15 protein-coding genes and 1 pseudogene are annotated in these 17,896 nt (G+C 32.3%); 10 read left to right on the forward strand and 6 right to left on the reverse strand.

The window, feature by feature from the left end; genetic code table 11:
- Position 1: 1 nt before the first annotated feature.
- From AC3VI6_RS12630 to AC3VI6_RS12645, 4 genes are all read right to left on the reverse strand, one after another.
- Positions 2–616 (reverse strand): LysE family translocator, encoded by a 615-nt coding sequence (locus tag AC3VI6_RS12630; RefSeq protein WP_497706459.1) that lies wholly within the window; start codon positions 614–616, stop codon positions 2–4.
- A gap of 3 nt (positions 617–619) precedes the next feature.
- A complete protein-coding gene (locus AC3VI6_RS12635) occupies positions 620–1,654 on the reverse strand; it encodes a quinone-dependent dihydroorotate dehydrogenase (RefSeq protein ID WP_497706460.1) in 1,035 nt (344 codons plus the stop codon).
- 64 nt (positions 1,655–1,718) lie between these two features.
- Complete coding sequence (gene pheT / locus AC3VI6_RS12640; RefSeq protein ID WP_497706461.1) at positions 1,719–4,145, reverse strand: phenylalanine--tRNA ligase subunit beta; 2,427 nt, start codon at positions 4,143–4,145, stop codon at positions 1,719–1,721.
- Between the two features lie 144 nt (positions 4,146–4,289).
- Positions 4,290–4,583, reverse strand: coding sequence for a hypothetical protein (locus AC3VI6_RS12645; protein ID WP_435254766.1), 294 nt, complete (start codon positions 4,581–4,583; stop codon positions 4,290–4,292).
- 101 nt (positions 4,584–4,684) lie between these two features.
- On the opposite strand from AC3VI6_RS12645, the gene AC3VI6_RS12650 reads away from it, so the two are divergent.
- The 7 genes and pseudogenes from AC3VI6_RS12650 to AC3VI6_RS12680 all read left to right on the forward strand — a co-directional run bounded on the left by AC3VI6_RS12650 (position 4,685) and on the right by AC3VI6_RS12680 (position 11,432).
- The gene (locus AC3VI6_RS12650) at positions 4,685–5,311 is read left to right on the forward strand and encodes an NUDIX hydrolase (RefSeq protein ID WP_497706462.1); all 627 of its coding nucleotides are present in this window, start codon (positions 4,685–4,687) and stop codon (positions 5,309–5,311) included.
- A 58-nt stretch (positions 5,312–5,369) separates the two neighbouring features.
- Positions 5,370–6,173 carry a lysophospholipid acyltransferase family protein gene (locus AC3VI6_RS12655; protein WP_299001816.1) on the forward strand — a complete coding sequence of 268 codons (804 nt, stop codon included), beginning with the start codon at positions 5,370–5,372 and terminating at the stop codon, positions 6,171–6,173.
- Between the two features lie 31 nt (positions 6,174–6,204).
- Positions 6,205–7,293 (forward strand): annotated as a pseudogene (locus AC3VI6_RS12660) (M42 family metallopeptidase).
- 135 nt (positions 7,294–7,428) lie between these two features.
- Complete coding sequence (locus tag AC3VI6_RS12665) at positions 7,429–8,748, forward strand: phosphoribosylamine--glycine ligase (RefSeq protein WP_520436308.1); 1,320 nt, start codon at positions 7,429–7,431, stop codon at positions 8,746–8,748.
- Positions 8,733–9,209, forward strand: coding sequence for a GNAT family N-acetyltransferase (locus AC3VI6_RS12670; protein WP_497706464.1), 477 nt, complete (start codon positions 8,733–8,735; stop codon positions 9,207–9,209). Before AC3VI6_RS12665 ends, AC3VI6_RS12670 begins: the two co-directional genes overlap by 16 nt.
- The gene (locus AC3VI6_RS12675) at positions 9,202–9,744 is read left to right on the forward strand and encodes an NUDIX hydrolase (protein ID WP_497706465.1); all 543 of its coding nucleotides are present in this window, start codon (positions 9,202–9,204) and stop codon (positions 9,742–9,744) included. Before AC3VI6_RS12670 ends, AC3VI6_RS12675 begins: the two co-directional genes overlap by 8 nt.
- Positions 9,745–9,821: 77 nt before the next feature.
- Positions 9,822–11,432 (forward strand): class I SAM-dependent methyltransferase, encoded by a 1,611-nt coding sequence (locus AC3VI6_RS12680; protein WP_497706466.1) that lies wholly within the window; start codon positions 9,822–9,824, stop codon positions 11,430–11,432.
- A 212-nt stretch (positions 11,433–11,644) separates the two neighbouring features.
- Here AC3VI6_RS12680 and AC3VI6_RS12685 read toward each other — a convergent pair whose 3' ends face one another.
- Together AC3VI6_RS12685 and AC3VI6_RS12690 are read right to left on the reverse strand one after the other, a co-directional pair.
- Entirely contained in the window at positions 11,645–14,149 is a 2,505-nt protein-coding gene (locus AC3VI6_RS12685) for a PIG-L family deacetylase (protein WP_497706467.1), read from the reverse strand.
- A gap of 101 nt (positions 14,150–14,250) precedes the next feature.
- Positions 14,251–15,678, reverse strand: coding sequence for an ATP-dependent DNA helicase (locus AC3VI6_RS12690; RefSeq protein ID WP_497706468.1), 1,428 nt, complete (start codon positions 15,676–15,678; stop codon positions 14,251–14,253).
- A gap of 103 nt (positions 15,679–15,781) precedes the next feature.
- On the opposite strand from AC3VI6_RS12690, the gene AC3VI6_RS12695 reads away from it, so the two are divergent.
- Genes AC3VI6_RS12695 through AC3VI6_RS12705 form a run of 3 tightly spaced genes read left to right on the forward strand, consistent with a single transcriptional unit; the run spans position 15,782 to position 17,878 of the window.
- The gene (locus tag AC3VI6_RS12695) at positions 15,782–16,516 is read left to right on the forward strand and encodes a hypothetical protein (protein ID WP_497706469.1); all 735 of its coding nucleotides are present in this window, start codon (positions 15,782–15,784) and stop codon (positions 16,514–16,516) included.
- The gene (locus tag AC3VI6_RS12700) at positions 16,491–17,321 is read left to right on the forward strand and encodes a DUF3822 family protein (RefSeq protein WP_497706470.1); all 831 of its coding nucleotides are present in this window, start codon (positions 16,491–16,493) and stop codon (positions 17,319–17,321) included. The genes AC3VI6_RS12695 and AC3VI6_RS12700 overlap by 26 nt, the downstream gene beginning before the upstream one ends.
- On the forward strand, positions 17,321–17,878 hold the full coding sequence (locus tag AC3VI6_RS12705; RefSeq protein WP_497706471.1) for an RsmD family RNA methyltransferase: 558 nt from the start codon (positions 17,321–17,323) through the stop codon (positions 17,876–17,878). The genes AC3VI6_RS12700 and AC3VI6_RS12705 overlap by 1 nt, the downstream gene beginning before the upstream one ends.
- Positions 17,879–17,896 lie beyond the last annotated feature (18 nt).

Raw genomic sequence — 17,896 nt, forward strand, 5'->3', positions numbered from 1 at the left:
TTTAAAGTAGAATCAATAAAGCAATCCCTACAAAAACCACTATTTGTGCCCATTTTAGGTATACTCCTACTTTATTGTGCTGTTTAATGTAATCAGAAATTTTTCCTGCTAAAATAGCTATTGAAGAAAAAATTAAAAACGAGGTTAGTATAAACAAACCTCCTAACACATAAAACTGAAGTACGTTTGACAAGCTGTCAGAAAACAAAAACTGTGGAAAAAATGCTAAAAAGAAAATCGTAACCTTCGGATTTAATACATTCATCCAAAAACCTGTTTTGAATAATTGTAATGTTGATTTTTTCTGAACATTCTCTGTAGAAAATGCAATTTTAGCATCACTTTTATACACTTGATATGCTAAATACAGCAAGTATCCTGCTCCAAATAACTTGATGATAAAAAATAAACTCGGATTCTGTTTGATGATTTCAGATACTCCAAAAGCCACCAAAGTTGTATGAATAATACATCCAGTCATTAAACCTACAACTGTAGCTAACCCGTATTTTTTACCATTGACAATGCTTTGGGTTAATACAAAAATATTGTCAGGTCCTGGTGAAATAGCTAAAGTGGCTGTAGCAAATACAAAAGAAATGAGAATTTCTAGCATGAATTAACTTTCAGCTAAAATAGCCTTATTGATTCTTTTTACCAAGCTTGGTCCTTCATAAATAAAGCCTGTATAAATCTGTACTAAGTCTGCTCCTGCTTTTAGCTTTTCTAAAGCATCTTTTTCAGAATGAATACCTCCGACTCCAATAATAGGAAATGCTTTGTTAGAATTATCAGCTAAGTATTGAATCACTTTGGTACTTCTCTCTTTAACCGGCTGTCCGCTTACACCTCCGTTTCCAATTTCTTGTAAACGTTCTTGAGAAGCTTTTAAATTTTCTCTATTTACCGATGTGTTCGACGCTATTACTCCATCAATCTTGGTTTCAGCAACCAACTCAATAATTTCATCTAATTGTTGGTTGTTCAAGTCTGGAGCAATTTTTAATAAGATTGGTTTTTGTTGTGCTTCAGCATTATTTAATTTCTGAACTTCAGTAATCAATTCCTTCAAATAATCAGCATCTTCCAATTTTGCATGACTCGATACGTTTGGACAACTTACATTCAGTACAAAATAATCTACATACGGATGCAGCCCTTTAAAACAAGTTACATAATCTTCAGTATAATTTTCAGGAGCTGTATTGGTATTTTTCCCAATGTTTCCTCCTATGATGATTTTTCCTTTATTCTTTTTTAATTGTTCAATCGCTGCTTCTAATCCTTCATTATTAAATCCCATTCGGTTAATGATTCCTTTATCCTCTTTTAAACGGAATAAACGTTTTTTAGGATTACCTACTTGACCTTTAGGTGTAACTGTACCAATTTCTACAAAACCAAAACCAAAATCTGCCAATTCATTATACAAAACTGCATTTTTATCAAATCCTGCTGCTAATCCTACAGGGTTTTTAAAAGTTAGCCCAAATAAATTACGTTCTAGCTTTTTATCATTTACTTGATACATTCCTCTAAAAATAGCTGAAACCCCAGGTATTTTCGATAAAAATTTAACTAGCGAAAAAGTAAAATGGTGAATCTTTTCTGGATCAAAAAGGAAGAATATTGGGCGAATAAGTAATTTGTACATCGATTTTAATTATAATCTTTCGTTTATTAAATATAAAAAAAGCTCCAATAAAGGAGCTTCTGAATTATCGTAATACAGCGTCTAAATTCTTTTCGAATGTTTGCTGTAGTTTCTGCATTATTTTATCTATTTGTTTGTCTTCTAAGGTTTTGTTTTCATCTTGCAATACAAAACTTACTGCATACGACTTTTTACCTTCTGGTAATTTATCTCCTTCGTATACATCAAACAAATCTACTTCTTTCAACAGTTTTCTTTCTGATTGAAATGCCAAGTTATAAATATCTTTAAACTCTACTTTATTGTCTAACAACAATGCTAAATCACGTTTTACCGCAGGGAATTTAGGCAAATCAGCTACTTTAATTTTCTTGTTTCCTACTAAACCTAAAATAGTTTGCCAGTTAAAATCAGCAAATAACACTTCTTGTTTAATAGAAAATTCTTTTAAAATTGCTCTTTTCACAACTCCTAACTCTACCAACTTCATTTTTCCTAAACTTAAGATAATTCCTTCAGAAAACACATCTGACTTTATTGGTGTTGATTTTAAGTTATCAATTCCTAAACGACTTAACAAGGCTGTTACAATTCCCTTTAGATAAAAGAAATCTGACGCTTGCGAAGCTACCTTCCAGCTATCTTGTGTTCTGTTTCCTGTTACAAATAAGGTTAAGTGTTTATCTTCTTGATATCCGCTTTCGTACTTATGATAGGTTTTACCAAACTCATAAAACTTTAACGAATTTTGTTTTCTATTGATGTTGTAAGCAACAGACTCTAATCCACTAAATAATAATGACTGACGCATCACCTTTAAGTCATTACTTAACGGATTTAACATCTCTACACTGTGCTCTGGATTCAAATTCTCAGATAACTCTAAGTAATCCGCCTTGGTTAACGAATTTGCCATAGTTTCGTTGAATCCTAGTGATGATAGTTGGTCTGCCACAATGTTTTCTACTTTTACATTGATATCACTATCAAAAGAAATAGAAGTATTTAACTTGTGAGAAAACTCTATATTGTTATATCCGTAAACACGTAAAATTTCTTCAATAATATCTGCCTCGCGTTGTACATCGGTTCTGTATGATGGTACTACCAATCCTAATCCTGCTTCTGTAACACTATTGATTTTAATATCTAAAGAAGCTAAAATCTTTTTAATCGTTTCTTTAGGTATTTCTTGACCAATTAATTTATACGCATTTTCAAATGATAAGAATACTTCAAAATCTTCAACCTTTACTGGGTAAAAATCTAAAATATCTGATGACATTTTTCCACCAGCATACTCTTCAATTAATAAAGCAGCGCGCTTTAAAGCATATTTTGTTGTGTTAATATCAATTCCTCTTTCAAAACGGAAAGAAGCATCTGTATTTAATCCGTGACGTTTTGCTGTTTTACGAACAGACACAGGGTTGAAATAGGCACTTTCTAAGAAAATAGTATGGGTACTTTCAGTAACTCCTGAATTTGCTCCTCCGAAAACACCACCAATACATAATGGTTTACTATCAGCATCACAAATCATAATATCTTCAGAAGATAATTCTCTTTCTACATCATCTAAGGTAGTAAACTTGGTTCCTTCTTCTAAGGTTTTCACTACCACCTTACCTCCTCTAATTTTAGAAGCATCAAAAGCATGTAATGGTTGTCCTAATTCATGTAGCACATAGTTTGTAATGTCTACAATATTATTTTTAGGAGTTAAACCTATTGCTTTTAATCGGTTTTGAATCCACTCTGGAGATTCTTTTACTTCAACATCGGTAATTGTAATTCCACAATAACGTGGCACCAACTCTTTATCTTCTACTTCAATATCAATCTTTAACGTACGCTCATCAACATGAAAATCAGAAACAGAAGGAGATATTAATTCTATGTTTGTTCCTTGTTGAATTAATCCTGCACGTAAATCACGTGCAACACCATAATGACTCATTGCATCTGAACGGTTAGGAGTTAACCCAATTTCAAAAACATAATCTGTTTCAATATTAAACACATCAGAACATGGTGTACCAGGAGCTAAACTTTCGTCTAATATCATAATTCCGTCATGACTTTTTCCAAGACCTAATTCATCTTCGGCACAAATCATTCCGTGACTTTCTTCTCCTCTAATTTTTCCTTTCTTAATCTTAAAGCCTTCGCCTTTTTCATCATACAACATCGTGCCTACAGTTGCTACAGGCACTTTTTGACCTGCATCTACATTCGGCGCTCCACAAACAATTTGTACAGGAATACCGTTTCCTAAATCTACCGTAGTAACTTTTAGTTTATCTGCGTTAGGGTGTTTTATACAGGTTTTTACTTCACCAACAACTACGCCTTGTAAGCTTCCTTTTATACTTTCAACCTTCTCTATACCTTCAACTTCAAGACCTAAATCAGTTAGTAATTCGCCTGTTTTTTCAGCTTCCCAGTCAGTTTGTAAAAATTGTTTTAACCAATTGTATGATATCTTCATAATCAATCTCTAAATTTAGCGTGCAAATTTACGTAAAATAAAGGAAAAAAATAACACCTTGTTCCTGATAGCTGCTACGATACTGATTGTTAATCTTTTGGTAACACAAAAAGGCGATTTCCTTGATTCTATTTATAGTCAGATTTAAACTTCTATTGTCTTTTTTGATTCTTTGGATGAAAACACATAGGTAAACAACCACATTAACGTAAAGGTTGGTACTACATCTAACCCTGGCATAGCTTCTTCAATAAAAGTTATTGCCCCTGCTATTTTACCTTTGTTTCCTTTATACATTTTTGTCATTAAGTATGCCGATGCTGGTGCCCAAACAATGTCGGACAATTCTCCTATTCCCGGTATTAAATACGATACATATCCTATCGCGTCAAACAACAAACTCAATGCTAGTTTTTGGTATTTTTTTTCTTTATTCATTTATCTAAAATTAATTCAACACTACAAATCAAAATTCAAGCCAAAACATCTTATTTTTGTCTTGTAAATTGATAAGTTTGTTCTAAAATACTAAAAAACAAATGATTTTTTCTGATTTCATCAATCAAATAGAAAAATTACAACAAAAGCAATTAGGCGGTTTAACCTCGCAATTTAAACTAGCTCCTAAACTTAGAATGCGCTATTCAGAAGAGTTAATACTTAGCAAAAACCCGAAAAAAGCAGCTGTATTAGCTTTGTTTTATCCTGACAGCAATAATCAAACACGTTTTTTATTAACCGAAAGAGCTAGTTATAATGGCGCGCACTCTGCTCAAATTAGTTTTCCTGGAGGGAAGTTTGACAAAACAGATGACAATTTAAAAACTACTGCACTCCGCGAAACTTACGAAGAAGTTGGCGTGCCTTTTGATGCTATACAAATTATCAGGCAAACATCAGATGCTTACATTCCTCCTAGTAATTTTTTAGTAGCCCCTTTTATTGGAATTTCTAAAAAAACACCTCTTTTTATTCCTAATGAAGAAGTAGCGGAAGTAATTGAAGTTTTGGTTAGTGATTTATTAGACGATGAAAATTTAACATTTGTTGAAATGGAGACCTCATATATGAAAAATATCGAGGTACCTTGCTTTAAATTAAACGATTACATTGTTTGGGGAGCAACAGCAATGATATTGTCAGAAATTAAAGATTTATTAAAATAAGGCTATTCTATAATTCTTTTGTAATTTAGCTTATTCGACTACTAAAAAACCAATAACAATGCCTTTATTTAAAAGGAACCCTTTCGGACATATACTATTCATTAAACGCTTTTTAATTCAAACTTTAGGATTAATTTCCCACGGTCGTTATCGTAAATTTAACGACTTACAAATAGAAGGTATGGATGTTCTAAGAAGCCTTCCAGATCAAAAAGTACTTTTTATTTCTAATCATCAAACCTACTTTGCTGATGTTGCTGCTATGTTTCATGTTTTCAACGCTGCTTTAAAAGGACGTGATGATAATATTAGAAATATAGGTTATTTATGGAAACCTAAATTAAACATGTACTATATTGCGGCTGGTGAAACCATGCGTGCAGGTTTACTTCCTAAAATATTTGCCTACGTGGGTTCTATTTCAGTTGAAAGAACTTGGAGAAGTGCTGGTAAAGACGTTAATAGACAAGTAAAAATGTCTGACATTTCTAACATCGGTAAAGCCTTAGATGATGGTTGGGTAATTACCTTTCCACAAGGTACTACTACCCCTTTTAAACCTATTCGTCGTGGTACAGCTCACATCATTAAAACTTATCAACCTATTGTAGTTCCTATTGTTATTGACGGATTTAGACGTTCTTTTGATAAAAAAGGACTTTTAATTAAAAAACGTAACGTACTACAATCAATGGTTATAAAAGAGCCTTTAGAAATTGATTATGAAAATGAGCCAGTAGCTGATATAGTTGAAAAAATTGAATATGCTATTGAGCAACATCCATCATTTTTAAAGGTATTAACACCTGAACAAATTAAAGAACAAGAAGAATTAAACGAAAAACGAAAGTTCTGGAGTTAATTCAGATATAAAACTTTTAATCATATAAATTATGGCTAAAAAATCAATTTTAAACAAAAAGTCGATAGACTTTTTAGAGAAATATTTAAACAATGCGGCTCCTACTGGATATGAGTGGGAAGGTCAAAAAATATGGATGGACTACCTAAAACCGTATGTTGATGAGTTTATCACTGACACGTATGGAAGTGCGGTTGGTGTTATTAATCCTGATGCTAAATATAAAGTAGTTATTGAAGGACATGCTGATGAAATTTCTTGGTATGTAAATTACATTTCTGACAACGGATTAATCTACGTAATTCGTAACGGAGGAAGTGACCATCAAATCGCACCAAGTAAAGTAGTAAACATTCATACTAAAAACGGAATTGTAAAAGGAGTTTTTGGTTGGCCAGCAATTCATACACGTAATAAAGCTTCTGAAGAAGCTCCAAAACCTGAAAACATCTTTATCGATTGTGGTTGTGCAACCAAAGAAGAGGTTGAAAAGTTAGGAGTACATGTAGGTTGTGTTATTACCTATCCTGATGAATTTCATATTTTAAACGGAGATAAGTTTGTTTGTCGTGCTTTAGACAACCGTATGGGAGGATTTATGATTGCTGAAGTAGCACGTTTATTACACGAAAACAAAAAGAAATTACCTTTCGGGTTATACATTACCAACTCAGTACAAGAAGAAATTGGTTTACGCGGAGCGGAAATGATTACGCAAACCATTAAACCTAATGTGGCTATTGTTACTGACGTTACTCACGATACCACGACTCCGATGATCGATAAGAAAAAAGAAGGTCTTTTAGAGTTAGGAAACTAACCTGTAGTTGCCTATGCTCCTGCGGTTCAACAAAAACTACGTGATTTAATTATTGAAGCTGCTGAAGCAAACAAAATTCCTTTCCAACGTTCAGCGTTATCAAGAGCAACTGGTACAGATACTGATGCTTTTGCTTATAGCAACGGTGGAGTTGCCTCTGCTTTAATCTCATTACCTTTACGTTATATGCACACAACAGTTGAAATGGTGCATCGTGAAGATGTTGAAAACGTAATTAAAATGATTTACGAAAGTTTATTAAAAATTAAAGATGGAGAAGACTTCTCTTACTTTAAATAATCTCAAAAAGCCTGTTTAATTAAGCAGGCTTTTTTTCTTTCTTTCCATTAATTTTTGCATCAAATTATTTAGTAATTTCGTAGTAAATATTGTATCACTTTAAACTATATGATTTTACTTTTTTGCTAGGTCTATATGGCATCTCTTCAAAAAGCTAAAACAGACCTAAAAACGAATGAGAAATTGAATTTTTTATTCGTTTCTAAATGGGGCGAATCACTTGATATCGCTTACACCATTAAACAAGAAGGACATTTGGTAAAAATGTTCATCGAAGACAAATCTTCTCGAGAAATTGGTTTCGGATTTATTACAAAAGTAAGCGACTGGAAAAAACACATTGACTGGGCTACCATTATCATTTTTGATTACACTGGATATGGGAAAATATGCGATGAGCTTAGAAATAATGGAAAACTTGTTTTTGGTGGATCTGAATATACCGATATGCTTGAATTAGATAGAAATTTCGGACAAGAAGAATTAAAAAAACATAAGATTAAAACACTTCCTTCTAGAGAATTTTTCAATTTTGAAGAAGCTATAAATTATGTTGAAAAAAATCCAGATGCCTATGTGGTAAAACCTTGTGGAGAAACACAAGACTTAAAGCAATTATTATTTGTAGGCTCTGATGATAAAGGCTTAGACGTAATTAGAATGCTAAAGGCCTATAAAAAATCTTGGGGAGATAGTTTTGGAAATTTCCAATTACAACGAAAAGTAAAAGGTGTAGAAATAGCTGTTTCAGCTTTTTTTAACGGAGCTCATTTTATTCAACCTTATAACATTTCTTTCGAACATAAAAAGTTCTTTCCAAAAGAATTAGGAGTATCTACCGGCGAAATGGGTACAAGCATGTTTTGGACAAAAGATTCTCCTATTTTTGAATTGACGCTTGGTAAATTCGAACATACTTTAGCAAAAAAAAGATTTGTAGGACATCTTGACATCAACTGTATTGTAAATGGTAATGGAATTTACCCTCTTGAGTTTACTTCTCGTTTTGGATATCCACAAGTATACATACAAAGAGACGGGATTAATGAACCTATAGGCGCTCTTTTTTACAAAATTACTACAGGAAAGCACTTTACTATCAACACTAAAAAAGGTTTTCAGGTAGGTGCTTATATGGTAGTTCCTCCGTTTCCTTTTAAGGATAAAAAGAGTTTTGAATTGTTTTCAAAAGATTCTGTAATTCTCTTTAAAAAAGAAATGAAGGAAGGAGTACATCCTATCCATATAAAACAAATAAATTCTGAGTGGTTAATAACAGGTAATGATGGAATTGCTCTTTTGGTTACTGGTACTGGTGTTACTATGAAAGACGCTCAAAAAATGATGCAAAACCGAATAAATAACATTATTATTAACAATAGTTATTATCGAACTGATATTGGTGATCGTTGGCTAGAAGATTCAGACAAACTATGGGCATGGGGACTCTTATAAAGAAATCAGACTCCATACTAATTAAAGTTCTTAATGATGAAACTCATTATTTTTCTATTTTATCTAATGAATGGCAAGAATTGATAATTCCAGTTTGGAAAAAACATAAAACCACTTCAAAAATAGTGGGATTATATATAAACAATCAACTTATAGGAGGAGGTATTTTGTTTAGCAAAATGCCTCCTTATGCTACTAATTTTGAAAAAAGTAATGCTATTTTATTTGAAAAAGGATATCTATACATCGGTTATATTTGGATTAGTGAAAAATATAGGAATAAAGGATATGCAAGTGCATTTTTAACCCTATTAAAAAAAGAAAATCCACATCAAAAGTTTTGGTTGACGATTGAAGAAGGAAATCTTCGTTATTTTTACGAACAGAATGGTTTTACGATGCATGCTGAAAGTGATGATATAACAACTACTAAAGAATGGATTTTAATATACAATGGATGAATTAATAGATATCGTTGATGAAAATGGAAATTACACAGGAAAAACATGTTTAAAATCTGAGGCTCATACACATGGCTACTTCCATCCTACTATTCATGTTTGGTTATATACCTCAAACAAGCAAATCTTACTTCAAAAAAGAGCTTTAACTAAAAAAGTATTTCCTGGTTTATGGGACATTTCTGTAGCAGGACATATCGCTGCAGGTGAAGATATAAATATTGCTGCTCTTAGAGAAGTAAAAGAGGAAATTGGTTTTGATATACTTCCTGAAAACCTACACAAAATAGGTACCCGTAAACACATGGTAAATCACCTAAACGGAATTATTGATAATGAATTTCACCATGTATTTATTGCCGAATTAACAATTCCTGTTGAAGACTTAACATTGCAAGTAGAAGAGGTTGCTGAGTTAAAGTTATTCGATTTAGAGACCATTTTACATATTAAAGATTTCGAAAACTTTTTACTTCCTCAATATCAAGATTACTATTCTTTTGTACACAAACAAATTGTAAATGCCATAAGCTAGATTATATTTCGGCTTCAATAATTTAGTTTCCATTTTAAAAATCAAATAGTTATCTTTAGAATGAAAACTATCGAACTATGTTATCAAAAGAGGATAAATCTGCATTAAGAAGTAGGTTGTTTCGTCATTTAGACGGAATTGTGACTTGTCCCGCAGCCTATACTTTACACGAAAAAGGAATTACAGAATATTTGTTAGATAAAAAGTCAGTTAGTTTAACTGAAATCACCAATCATTTCAAAGCCAATGATGGCTATTTAAATGTCGCCTTAAGAACACTCTGCTCACAAGGTTGGCTAACACAACATGTAGACAATGCTCAAAATAAAGTTCAGTTTGAAGTAAATAAAGCTTCTGCTATCGCTTTTTCATACTTTCACTTGTATAAAGAAGCTTTTTTATTGTTGAAATTTTCAGAAAATTATAGCGCTCGAAAATTTGAAATTGAGCCTTTTGATAAGTTGGAAAGCTTGTATCAAAATTTCACCAATAATTTCGGAATAGAGCCTCCTTCAACTTCTGAAGAAAAAGAAATTTTAAATCAAATCCTCACCCATATTGAAGGAATTATTGTTGGCCCTACTACCGTCTTGTTAGGAATGAGCGGTATATTTCATAAATATTTTATGCAAACCAAATTTCAGGCAGATGAATTTCACAAAGACGCAGAAAACTTTGGTCGACTACTTGATTTATTAACCAATTTAGGTTGGTTTTCCAAGACTAAAGACTCTTATGAATTTACTGATGAAGGGTTATTTTTTGCTCGAAGGGCAAGTGCTTATGGGGTTACCGTATCTTACATTCCAACACTTAGAAAACTAGACAAACTCATTTTTGGTAACCCTGATATTTTTAGAACTTCGGAAATAGGAAACGACGAAATTCATGTTGACAGAGAAATGAATGTTTGGGGAAGCGGTGGTGCACATTCAACCTATTTTAAAGTGATTGATGAAATTATCATCAACCTATTCAACAAACCTATTAACGAACAACCTAAAGGTATTTTAGATGTTGGCTGTGGTAATGGTGCGTTTTTAAAACATTTATTTAATGTGATTGAAAACCAAACCAAAAGAGGTACGATGTTGGAAGATTATCCATTGTTACTTATTGGTGTTGATTACAACGAAGCTGCGTTGAAAATAACTCGAAAAAACTTAGTACAAGCAGATATTTGGGCAAAAGTAATTTGGGGAGATATTGGAAACCCCAAAGCCATGTCAGAAGATTTGCAAAACAAATACGGAATTAACCTTTCTGATTTATTGAATGTTCGTACGTTTTTAGATCATAACAGAATTTGGCAAGAACCAGCTCCTACCAACAATTTGACGATTACCAAATCAACAGGAGCTTACGCTTATAGAGGAAAACGTTTGAACAATAACTTGGTAATAGAATCTTTAAAACAGCACTTCACCAAGTGGAAACCCTACATAAGTAAATTTGGCTTACTATTAATTGAGTTACACACCTCAAAACCAGAATTAGTTGCTAAAAACTTAGGAAAAACAGCGGCAACTGCCTACGATGCTACGCATGGTTATTCGGATCAATACATTATTGAATTGGATGAATATATGAACGCTATGAAATCTGTGGGGTTAACTCCCGATAAAAATACTTTTAAAAAGTTTCCAAACTCGGAGTTAGCAACAGTTTCTATTAACCTTTTTAAATAATTTATTGTTTCGTAAAAATTTTAAAAAAGCTTTTTATTCCACCCCACTAGCACAAGCATCTAGCTTGTGCTGCCTACAACGTTATAGTTTAAATTATTTCTGTAAACATATCTTCTTTTTTCTTTACATGCCTTTACTTATCATACCATCACGAGCAAGATGCTCGCGCTAGCATCATAGGAAAGCTAGTAAACATTAAAGTTTAAGCTATCCTAATTTTCATCAGCCCTATTTTCTTTTACCGATAACAAATTCGCAAATAACTTATACGCTCCAGAAACACCAGCAGGTAACTCCCTAAAAAAGCTTAATCCTGTATAGATGTAATTTCCTTTTCCATATTTAGCTACTAACAAACTTCCTTTTTTAGCTACTTCTCCTTTGTCGTGCATTGATAATATTGGTGTGTATTCTTTACTCCATTTATTCGGAAAATACAATCCGCGTTCTTGTACCCATCCGTTAAAATCAGCTTCAGTAATTTTATTTGGATAATTTAAAATCGAATGTTCTTTAGCTAACAAGGTTACTTTAGAATGTTCGTCTGTTACTCTATCACGTGATAATTCTAATTCATACGGCGCTTGTACATCTACTCCTCTATTCGTGTTGTATTGCACTATTAAATTTCCTCCATTTTTCACATATTCTAGCAAATATTTCTGCTTAAACTGTAATTCTTCATTGGTGTTATAAGCGCGAATACCTATAACTACAGCATCAAATTGATCTAAATTACCGTTGATTTCATTTACATTCAATTCTGTTACCTCATAACCAATTTGTTGCAAACTTTCAGGAATAGCATCACCTGAACCTTGAATATAACCTATTCGTTTTCCGTTTTTTTCGATATTCAAACGAACTACTTTCGCCTGTGATGGCAACAATACCGATTGTTTTGGAATATGGTTATAATTGATTTCTATCAACTCTTTGTCATAGGTTTTGCCATCAACCGTAGCGATAACTTTTAATGCTCCTTCTGATTCATTTTGAGTTGGAGTTACCATAAATTCCACAAATTGAACATCTCCTTTTTGTGCGATTGAAAAATCTACTGCTGTTGGAGATACTTTCCATCCTTTTGGAGCTTGTAAGCTTACTTTTCCGTTAATATTTGCATCTCCTGCTCTTACTTCAACAGATATCTTTTGGGCTTCCGAAGTAGAAAAAATCAGTACTTTATCGTTTAATTTTGTAGTTACTTTCGGTAATACCTCAAAAGGCTCATAAATTTCTCCAACATCACTTTTAGCATATCTATGCACTACCGGAATGGTAAAAGCAACTGGTTGATCTTCAATGATAACATTGTATTGAATTTGAATAGGTCTTGGAGATTCTGGATTTCCAATCAATTTTTGGTCATTCACCTTATACATTCCTAAATCCCAAGGAGTATTTAACCAATACGGTGAAGAGTAAGGAACATCTTTACCAATATTGATTTTATTTTTAAAATTTTGTTTGCTATTAGGAGCCAAATCCAGTTCTTTTTTGATGTTTTTTCCTTTGGGAAGGATGGTAATAGATGATAACTCCATAGAAATAGTGCTTCTGTTTAACACTTCAAAATCTACATCAATAGTGCTGCTTGGAGTTGCACTAGAACTTACAGCCGATGCTTCTAAATACAAACCTGCACAAGCCTTGATAATTTCATTTAACTCTTTGGTTTTAATAGTTCTCCAATGTGCATCTTTCAATTGTCGAACCATTTTGTAGGCTTGCAACAACTCTGGTAAGTGTTTTTCTGGATTTACAAAATCGAAATCATCTTCAATTTTATATAAAATATCTCCAATCTCTCCACCTCCTTCTATACGATTCCAAGTTGTATTGATTCCTGAAAAAATATCTTTTTTATCCTTCGGAAAATCTCCTTTTAAAAACTCTACATATTCTGTTTGACTTCCTCTAGTAGTCAATCTACCAAAACCCTGACATAAATGTTGGCTACTTGCAATAGCAGCCACCTCGTTATTTGACAATCCTTTCAAAGGATAATACGCACCTATACCAAAACTTAACATGTTACTTTTATCAGCTTTTGAAAAAGCTTCTTCACTCCCATAAAACCACCACGAAGTATTAAAAAACAACCTATTAGGTTGCCATGTGCTCGTAGATTGTAGCTGTTCTGGATATTTTGTTTTATCAGCTGCCAAATCAAATGCTTCAACACTTAACATTGCTGAAGATGTATGGTGCCCATGCGTAGAACCTGGTGTTCTGTGATTAAAACGATTGATAATTACATCTGGTTTAAACGTACGGATTGCCCAAACTACATCAGCTAACACTTTATCTTTATTCCAAATTTCTAAAGTTTCATCAGGATGCTTTGAATACCCAAAATCATTTGCTCTTGAAAAACGTTGTTCTCCTCCATCTACTCCTCTTGCTGCCAACAATTCTTGAGTACGGATAACTCCTAATAATTCACGCATTTCTGGACCTATCAAATTTTGACCTCCATCACCACGAGTTAACGATAAATACGCTGTTCTTGCATTTTCATGGTTAGATAAGTAAGAAATTAATCGGGTATTTTCATCATCAGGATGTGCAGCTATATACAAAGCCGAACCTAAAAAGTTAAGCTTTTGTATTTTTTCGTAAATCTGATTAGAAGTTAACTTTTGTGGCTTTTGTGCATTTATTGTTAGTGAAATCAATAAAAATGATAGAACTAAAAGTACTTTTTTGTGCATTTTTAATAGTTTGAATACTACACAAATGTAACTTTTTTAACGAAAAAACGAGTTACATTAACAAAATGCTAACGTTTTTATTAAAATCGATATTTATAAGTTTAGTCTAAAAAATATTCATCTTTAAATCCTATCAAATACAATTTTTCTTGAGCACGCGTAACTGCTGTATATAACCAACGTAAGTATTCTACTGAAGCCCCATCAGGTAAATAAGGTTGTTCTATAAAAACAGTTTTCCACTGTCCACCTTGTGATTTATGGCATGTCATAGCGTAAGAAAACTTCACTTGAAGTGCGTTGAAGTACTTATTATTTTTCACTCCCATAAATTGTTTGTACTTCGATTTTTCTTGAGCAAAATCTTCTTTTACAGCTTCGTATAAGCGATTCGACTCTTCATACGTTAATGACGGACTCTCGCTAGTAAGCGTGTCTAATAGCAAAACCGTTTCAAAAGGTTTCATATCAGGATAATCAATCATACGAACTTCAACTTCAGCAAACTTAAATCCGTATAAATCTTTAATTTCATTAATACGCATTACCTCACAAATATCTCCGTTGGCTATAAACCCTGCAGAAGACGAGTCTTTTAACCAATAGTAGTTATTTTTCACCACCATTACATAATCACCTGTAGAAATTTCGTTTTCTTGTCCGCGAATTTTGGTGCGTATTTGTTGATTGTATTGGTTAGCTCGTTTGTTAGAACGTACAATAATAGCAGTATCTTCTACTCCTATATCTCCGTCATAAGCAGAAGTAATCGCATCTTGGATGTCATACCCATCTTGTAAACGAATAATATCAGGATAATTTAAATCGAACTGGAAATGAGTAGATTCATTTTGGATTAACAAGCGTAAATCTGTTGCGTTGGCTAAAATCCCTGAACCTTCTTCTTGACGTACTACTTCATCTAGCTCTATTTCGGTAACTTCTTTATTGAATTCAAACGAAAGTTTATCGGCTTCTAAAGCTGGACTCATCGTCAACTTTACTGGAGGTAACTGAGCCGTATCACCTATAAATATGATTTTACAATTCTTTCCTGAGTACACATAGGAGATTAAATCATCTAATAATGAACCATTTTCAAACAATTTAGCACTCTGTTTTTCATCTGAAATCATCGAAGCTTCATCAACAATAAAAAGAGTATCAGTATGCTTATTAGGCTGCATAACAAAACTTACTCCGCCACTACTTTGCTTTTTAGGAAAGTATATCTTTTTATGAATGGTAAATGCTTGTCTATTCGAGTACCCTGAAATCACTTTAGCTGCACGACCTGTTGGAGCTAATAAAACTGCCTTCTGACCAATCTTCCATAAATTATGAACAACTGTACTTATAATGGTAGTTTTTCCCGTTCCTGCATATCCTTTTAATAAAAACAAAGCACGATTATCATCTGAAAAAATAAAATGCGTTAAAACATCTAATAATTCACCTTGTTTTTGTGTAGGGGCATAAGGAAATTTTTGAAGTATCTCTTTATAGAATTTTGGGGCGGTTTGTATCATATTTTAAATAATGTTCAAAGATAAATGTATTTACAAAATAATTATTTTCATCATTGAAAAAAAATTGTAGATTTGCGAATATCATATATTAAAAATTAAAAAAATGAGTTTATTATTAATGATTTTGGTGGCTGTTGTGGTTGCTTTTCTTTTAGCTGTACTTGTAGTTAAATTTGTACCTCTAAAAATGAGATGGTTAGTTTCAATATTTCTTTTAGGTGCATCTGTCTTTTTAGTATATAAAATTTACGGTGGAATTATGGAGCCTATTAACTTTAACAAAGACAAAAAAGTACGTTACGCTAAAGTTATTAAGAATTTAAAACTAATTCGTGATGCCGAAGTAAAATATAAAGAGGTTTACGGAACTTATACTAACAGTAAAGATTCTTTACTTAATTTTATTCAAAATGGACAGTTAGCTTTAACAGAAACTAAAAACATTGAAGTAGAAGAAGACAGAGGTGGAGGTATTAAAGTTAAAGTTTCTAAAAAGCAAGTTGATACTATTGGATATGAGCCTGTATTAAAATACTTTGAAGGTAAAGAATATACTAAAATGTTTGAAGTACCAGGTACTACAGAACAATTTGAATTAGCTACTGGTAGAGTTGAAAAAGTAGCAGGTTTAGAAGTTCCTGTATTTGAAGCTAAAGTTTCAAAAAAGCCTATTTTAAAAGGAATGAACCCTTCGTTAATTAAAGCTGAATTAGAAGCAATTGAATCTGATCAAATTAAAGGTGAGTTTGTTTCTGTAGGTTCTTTAAATGAAGTAACTACTGGTGGTAATTGGCCTCCTTTTTATGATAAAGGTGAAGCAGTTGCAAAAAAAGACTAAAAAAACAAGCGCTATAGCGCAATATAAAGATCTATCCATCCAATTTAGTTTGGATGGATTTTCTTTTTGTATCTCTAACTCAGAAACGAAAGCTTCATTACTTTTTACCAAGTATACTTTTGCTGCTTCAAGCACTACACCTGAGTTATTATTAGAAGAAATTATACGTGTTTTTAATACCGATAAAGATCTACAACAAGATTTCTCTTCTGTTTTTGCCATACATCAAAACAACCTAGCTACTTTGGTTCCTAATAAACTTTTTGACCGAAACAATTTAGCTCCGTATTTAAAATACACCGTAAAAACCTTAAAAACAGATTTTATTACTTACGATTTACATGATATTATAGCTGCTAACACAGTTTATATACCTTATGTAAACATTAATAATTACCTGTTTCAAAACTTTGGAGAATTTGAATACAAACACCATTCAACTGTGTTAATAGACAAGCTACTCTCCTATTCTCAAGAAAACTCTGATCAACAGTTTTTTGTACATGTTTCTCCTAATGATATGGATATTGTAGTTTGTAAAGAAGGTAAACTTATATTTTACAACTCCTTTTCATACAGTACCAAAGAAGATTTTATTTACTATATTCTTTTTACTGCGGAACAATTACAAATGGATCCAAATAATTTTCAATTAACTTTTATTGGTGACATTGAAAAAGAATCAGAACTATACACCATAACCTATACTTACGTTCGAAATATTCATTTTATGAATCCTGTTGATAATTTCTTTGCTGATAGCGATGATTTTTCGAACCATTCAAATTTTATACTTATTGCCTAATGCGAATTATTTCTGGAAAATATAAGAGTAAAAGAATTTCTGCTCCTAAAAACTTACCTGTACGACCTACGACCGATATGGCTAAAGAGTCGTTATTTAACATCTTAAATAATTTGTATTATTTCGACAATATTTCAGTATTAGATTTATTCGCTGGTACAGGGAATATTAGTTACGAATTTGCTTCGAGAGGTACAGAAACTATTTATGCTGTTGATGCTCATTTTGCGTGTATCAAGTTCATCAATCAAACTTCAAAGGAGTTAGATATGGACATTACCTGCTATAAAAGTGATGTATATAAGTTTTTAGAGAAAACTCCGCTAAAAACGGATGTTATTTTTGCAGACCCTCCTTACGATTTTGAAGAAGCGCAATTTTTAAAAATAGCAGATATTATTTTTGAACGTGATTTGTTAAATGAAGATGGTGTTTTAATTATTGAACATTCAAAACATACCGACTTAACTAAGCATCCAAATCATAGTTATGATAAACGTTATGGTGGTAATGTGTTTAGTTTTTTTGAAGCTATTAGCGATGACGAAGAAGAATAAAAACTTTTAATAATTAAA

This window comes from Tenacibaculum sp. TB-56 (genome assembly GCF_059716275.2).

Coding starts and splice junctions, on each gene's coding strand:
- AC3VI6_RS12630 (WP_497706459.1), bottom strand. CDS start 616: ATGCTAGAAATTCTCATTTCTTTTGTATTTGCTACAGCCACTTTAGCT.
- AC3VI6_RS12635 (WP_497706460.1), bottom strand. CDS start 1,654: ATGTACAAATTACTTATTCGCCCAATATTCTTCCTTTTTGATCCAGAA.
- pheT (WP_497706461.1), bottom strand. CDS start 4,145: ATGAAGATATCATACAATTGGTTAAAACAATTTTTACAAACTGACTGG.
- AC3VI6_RS12645 (WP_435254766.1), bottom strand. CDS start 4,583: ATGAATAAAGAAAAAAAATACCAAAAACTAGCATTGAGTTTGTTGTTT.
- AC3VI6_RS12650 (WP_497706462.1), top strand. CDS start 4,685: ATGATTTTTTCTGATTTCATCAATCAAATAGAAAAATTACAACAAAAG.
- AC3VI6_RS12655 (WP_299001816.1), top strand. CDS start 5,370: ATGCCTTTATTTAAAAGGAACCCTTTCGGACATATACTATTCATTAAA.
- AC3VI6_RS12665 (WP_520436308.1), top strand. CDS start 7,429: ATGGCATCTCTTCAAAAAGCTAAAACAGACCTAAAAACGAATGAGAAA.
- AC3VI6_RS12670 (WP_497706464.1), top strand. CDS start 8,733: ATGGGGACTCTTATAAAGAAATCAGACTCCATACTAATTAAAGTTCTT.
- AC3VI6_RS12675 (WP_497706465.1), top strand. CDS start 9,202: ATGGATGAATTAATAGATATCGTTGATGAAAATGGAAATTACACAGGA.
- AC3VI6_RS12680 (WP_497706466.1), top strand. CDS start 9,822: ATGTTATCAAAAGAGGATAAATCTGCATTAAGAAGTAGGTTGTTTCGT.
- AC3VI6_RS12685 (WP_497706467.1), bottom strand. CDS start 14,149: ATGCACAAAAAAGTACTTTTAGTTCTATCATTTTTATTGATTTCACTA.
- AC3VI6_RS12690 (WP_497706468.1), bottom strand. CDS start 15,678: ATGATACAAACCGCCCCAAAATTCTATAAAGAGATACTTCAAAAATTT.
- AC3VI6_RS12695 (WP_497706469.1), top strand. CDS start 15,782: ATGAGTTTATTATTAATGATTTTGGTGGCTGTTGTGGTTGCTTTTCTT.
- AC3VI6_RS12705 (WP_497706471.1), top strand. CDS start 17,321: ATGCGAATTATTTCTGGAAAATATAAGAGTAAAAGAATTTCTGCTCCT.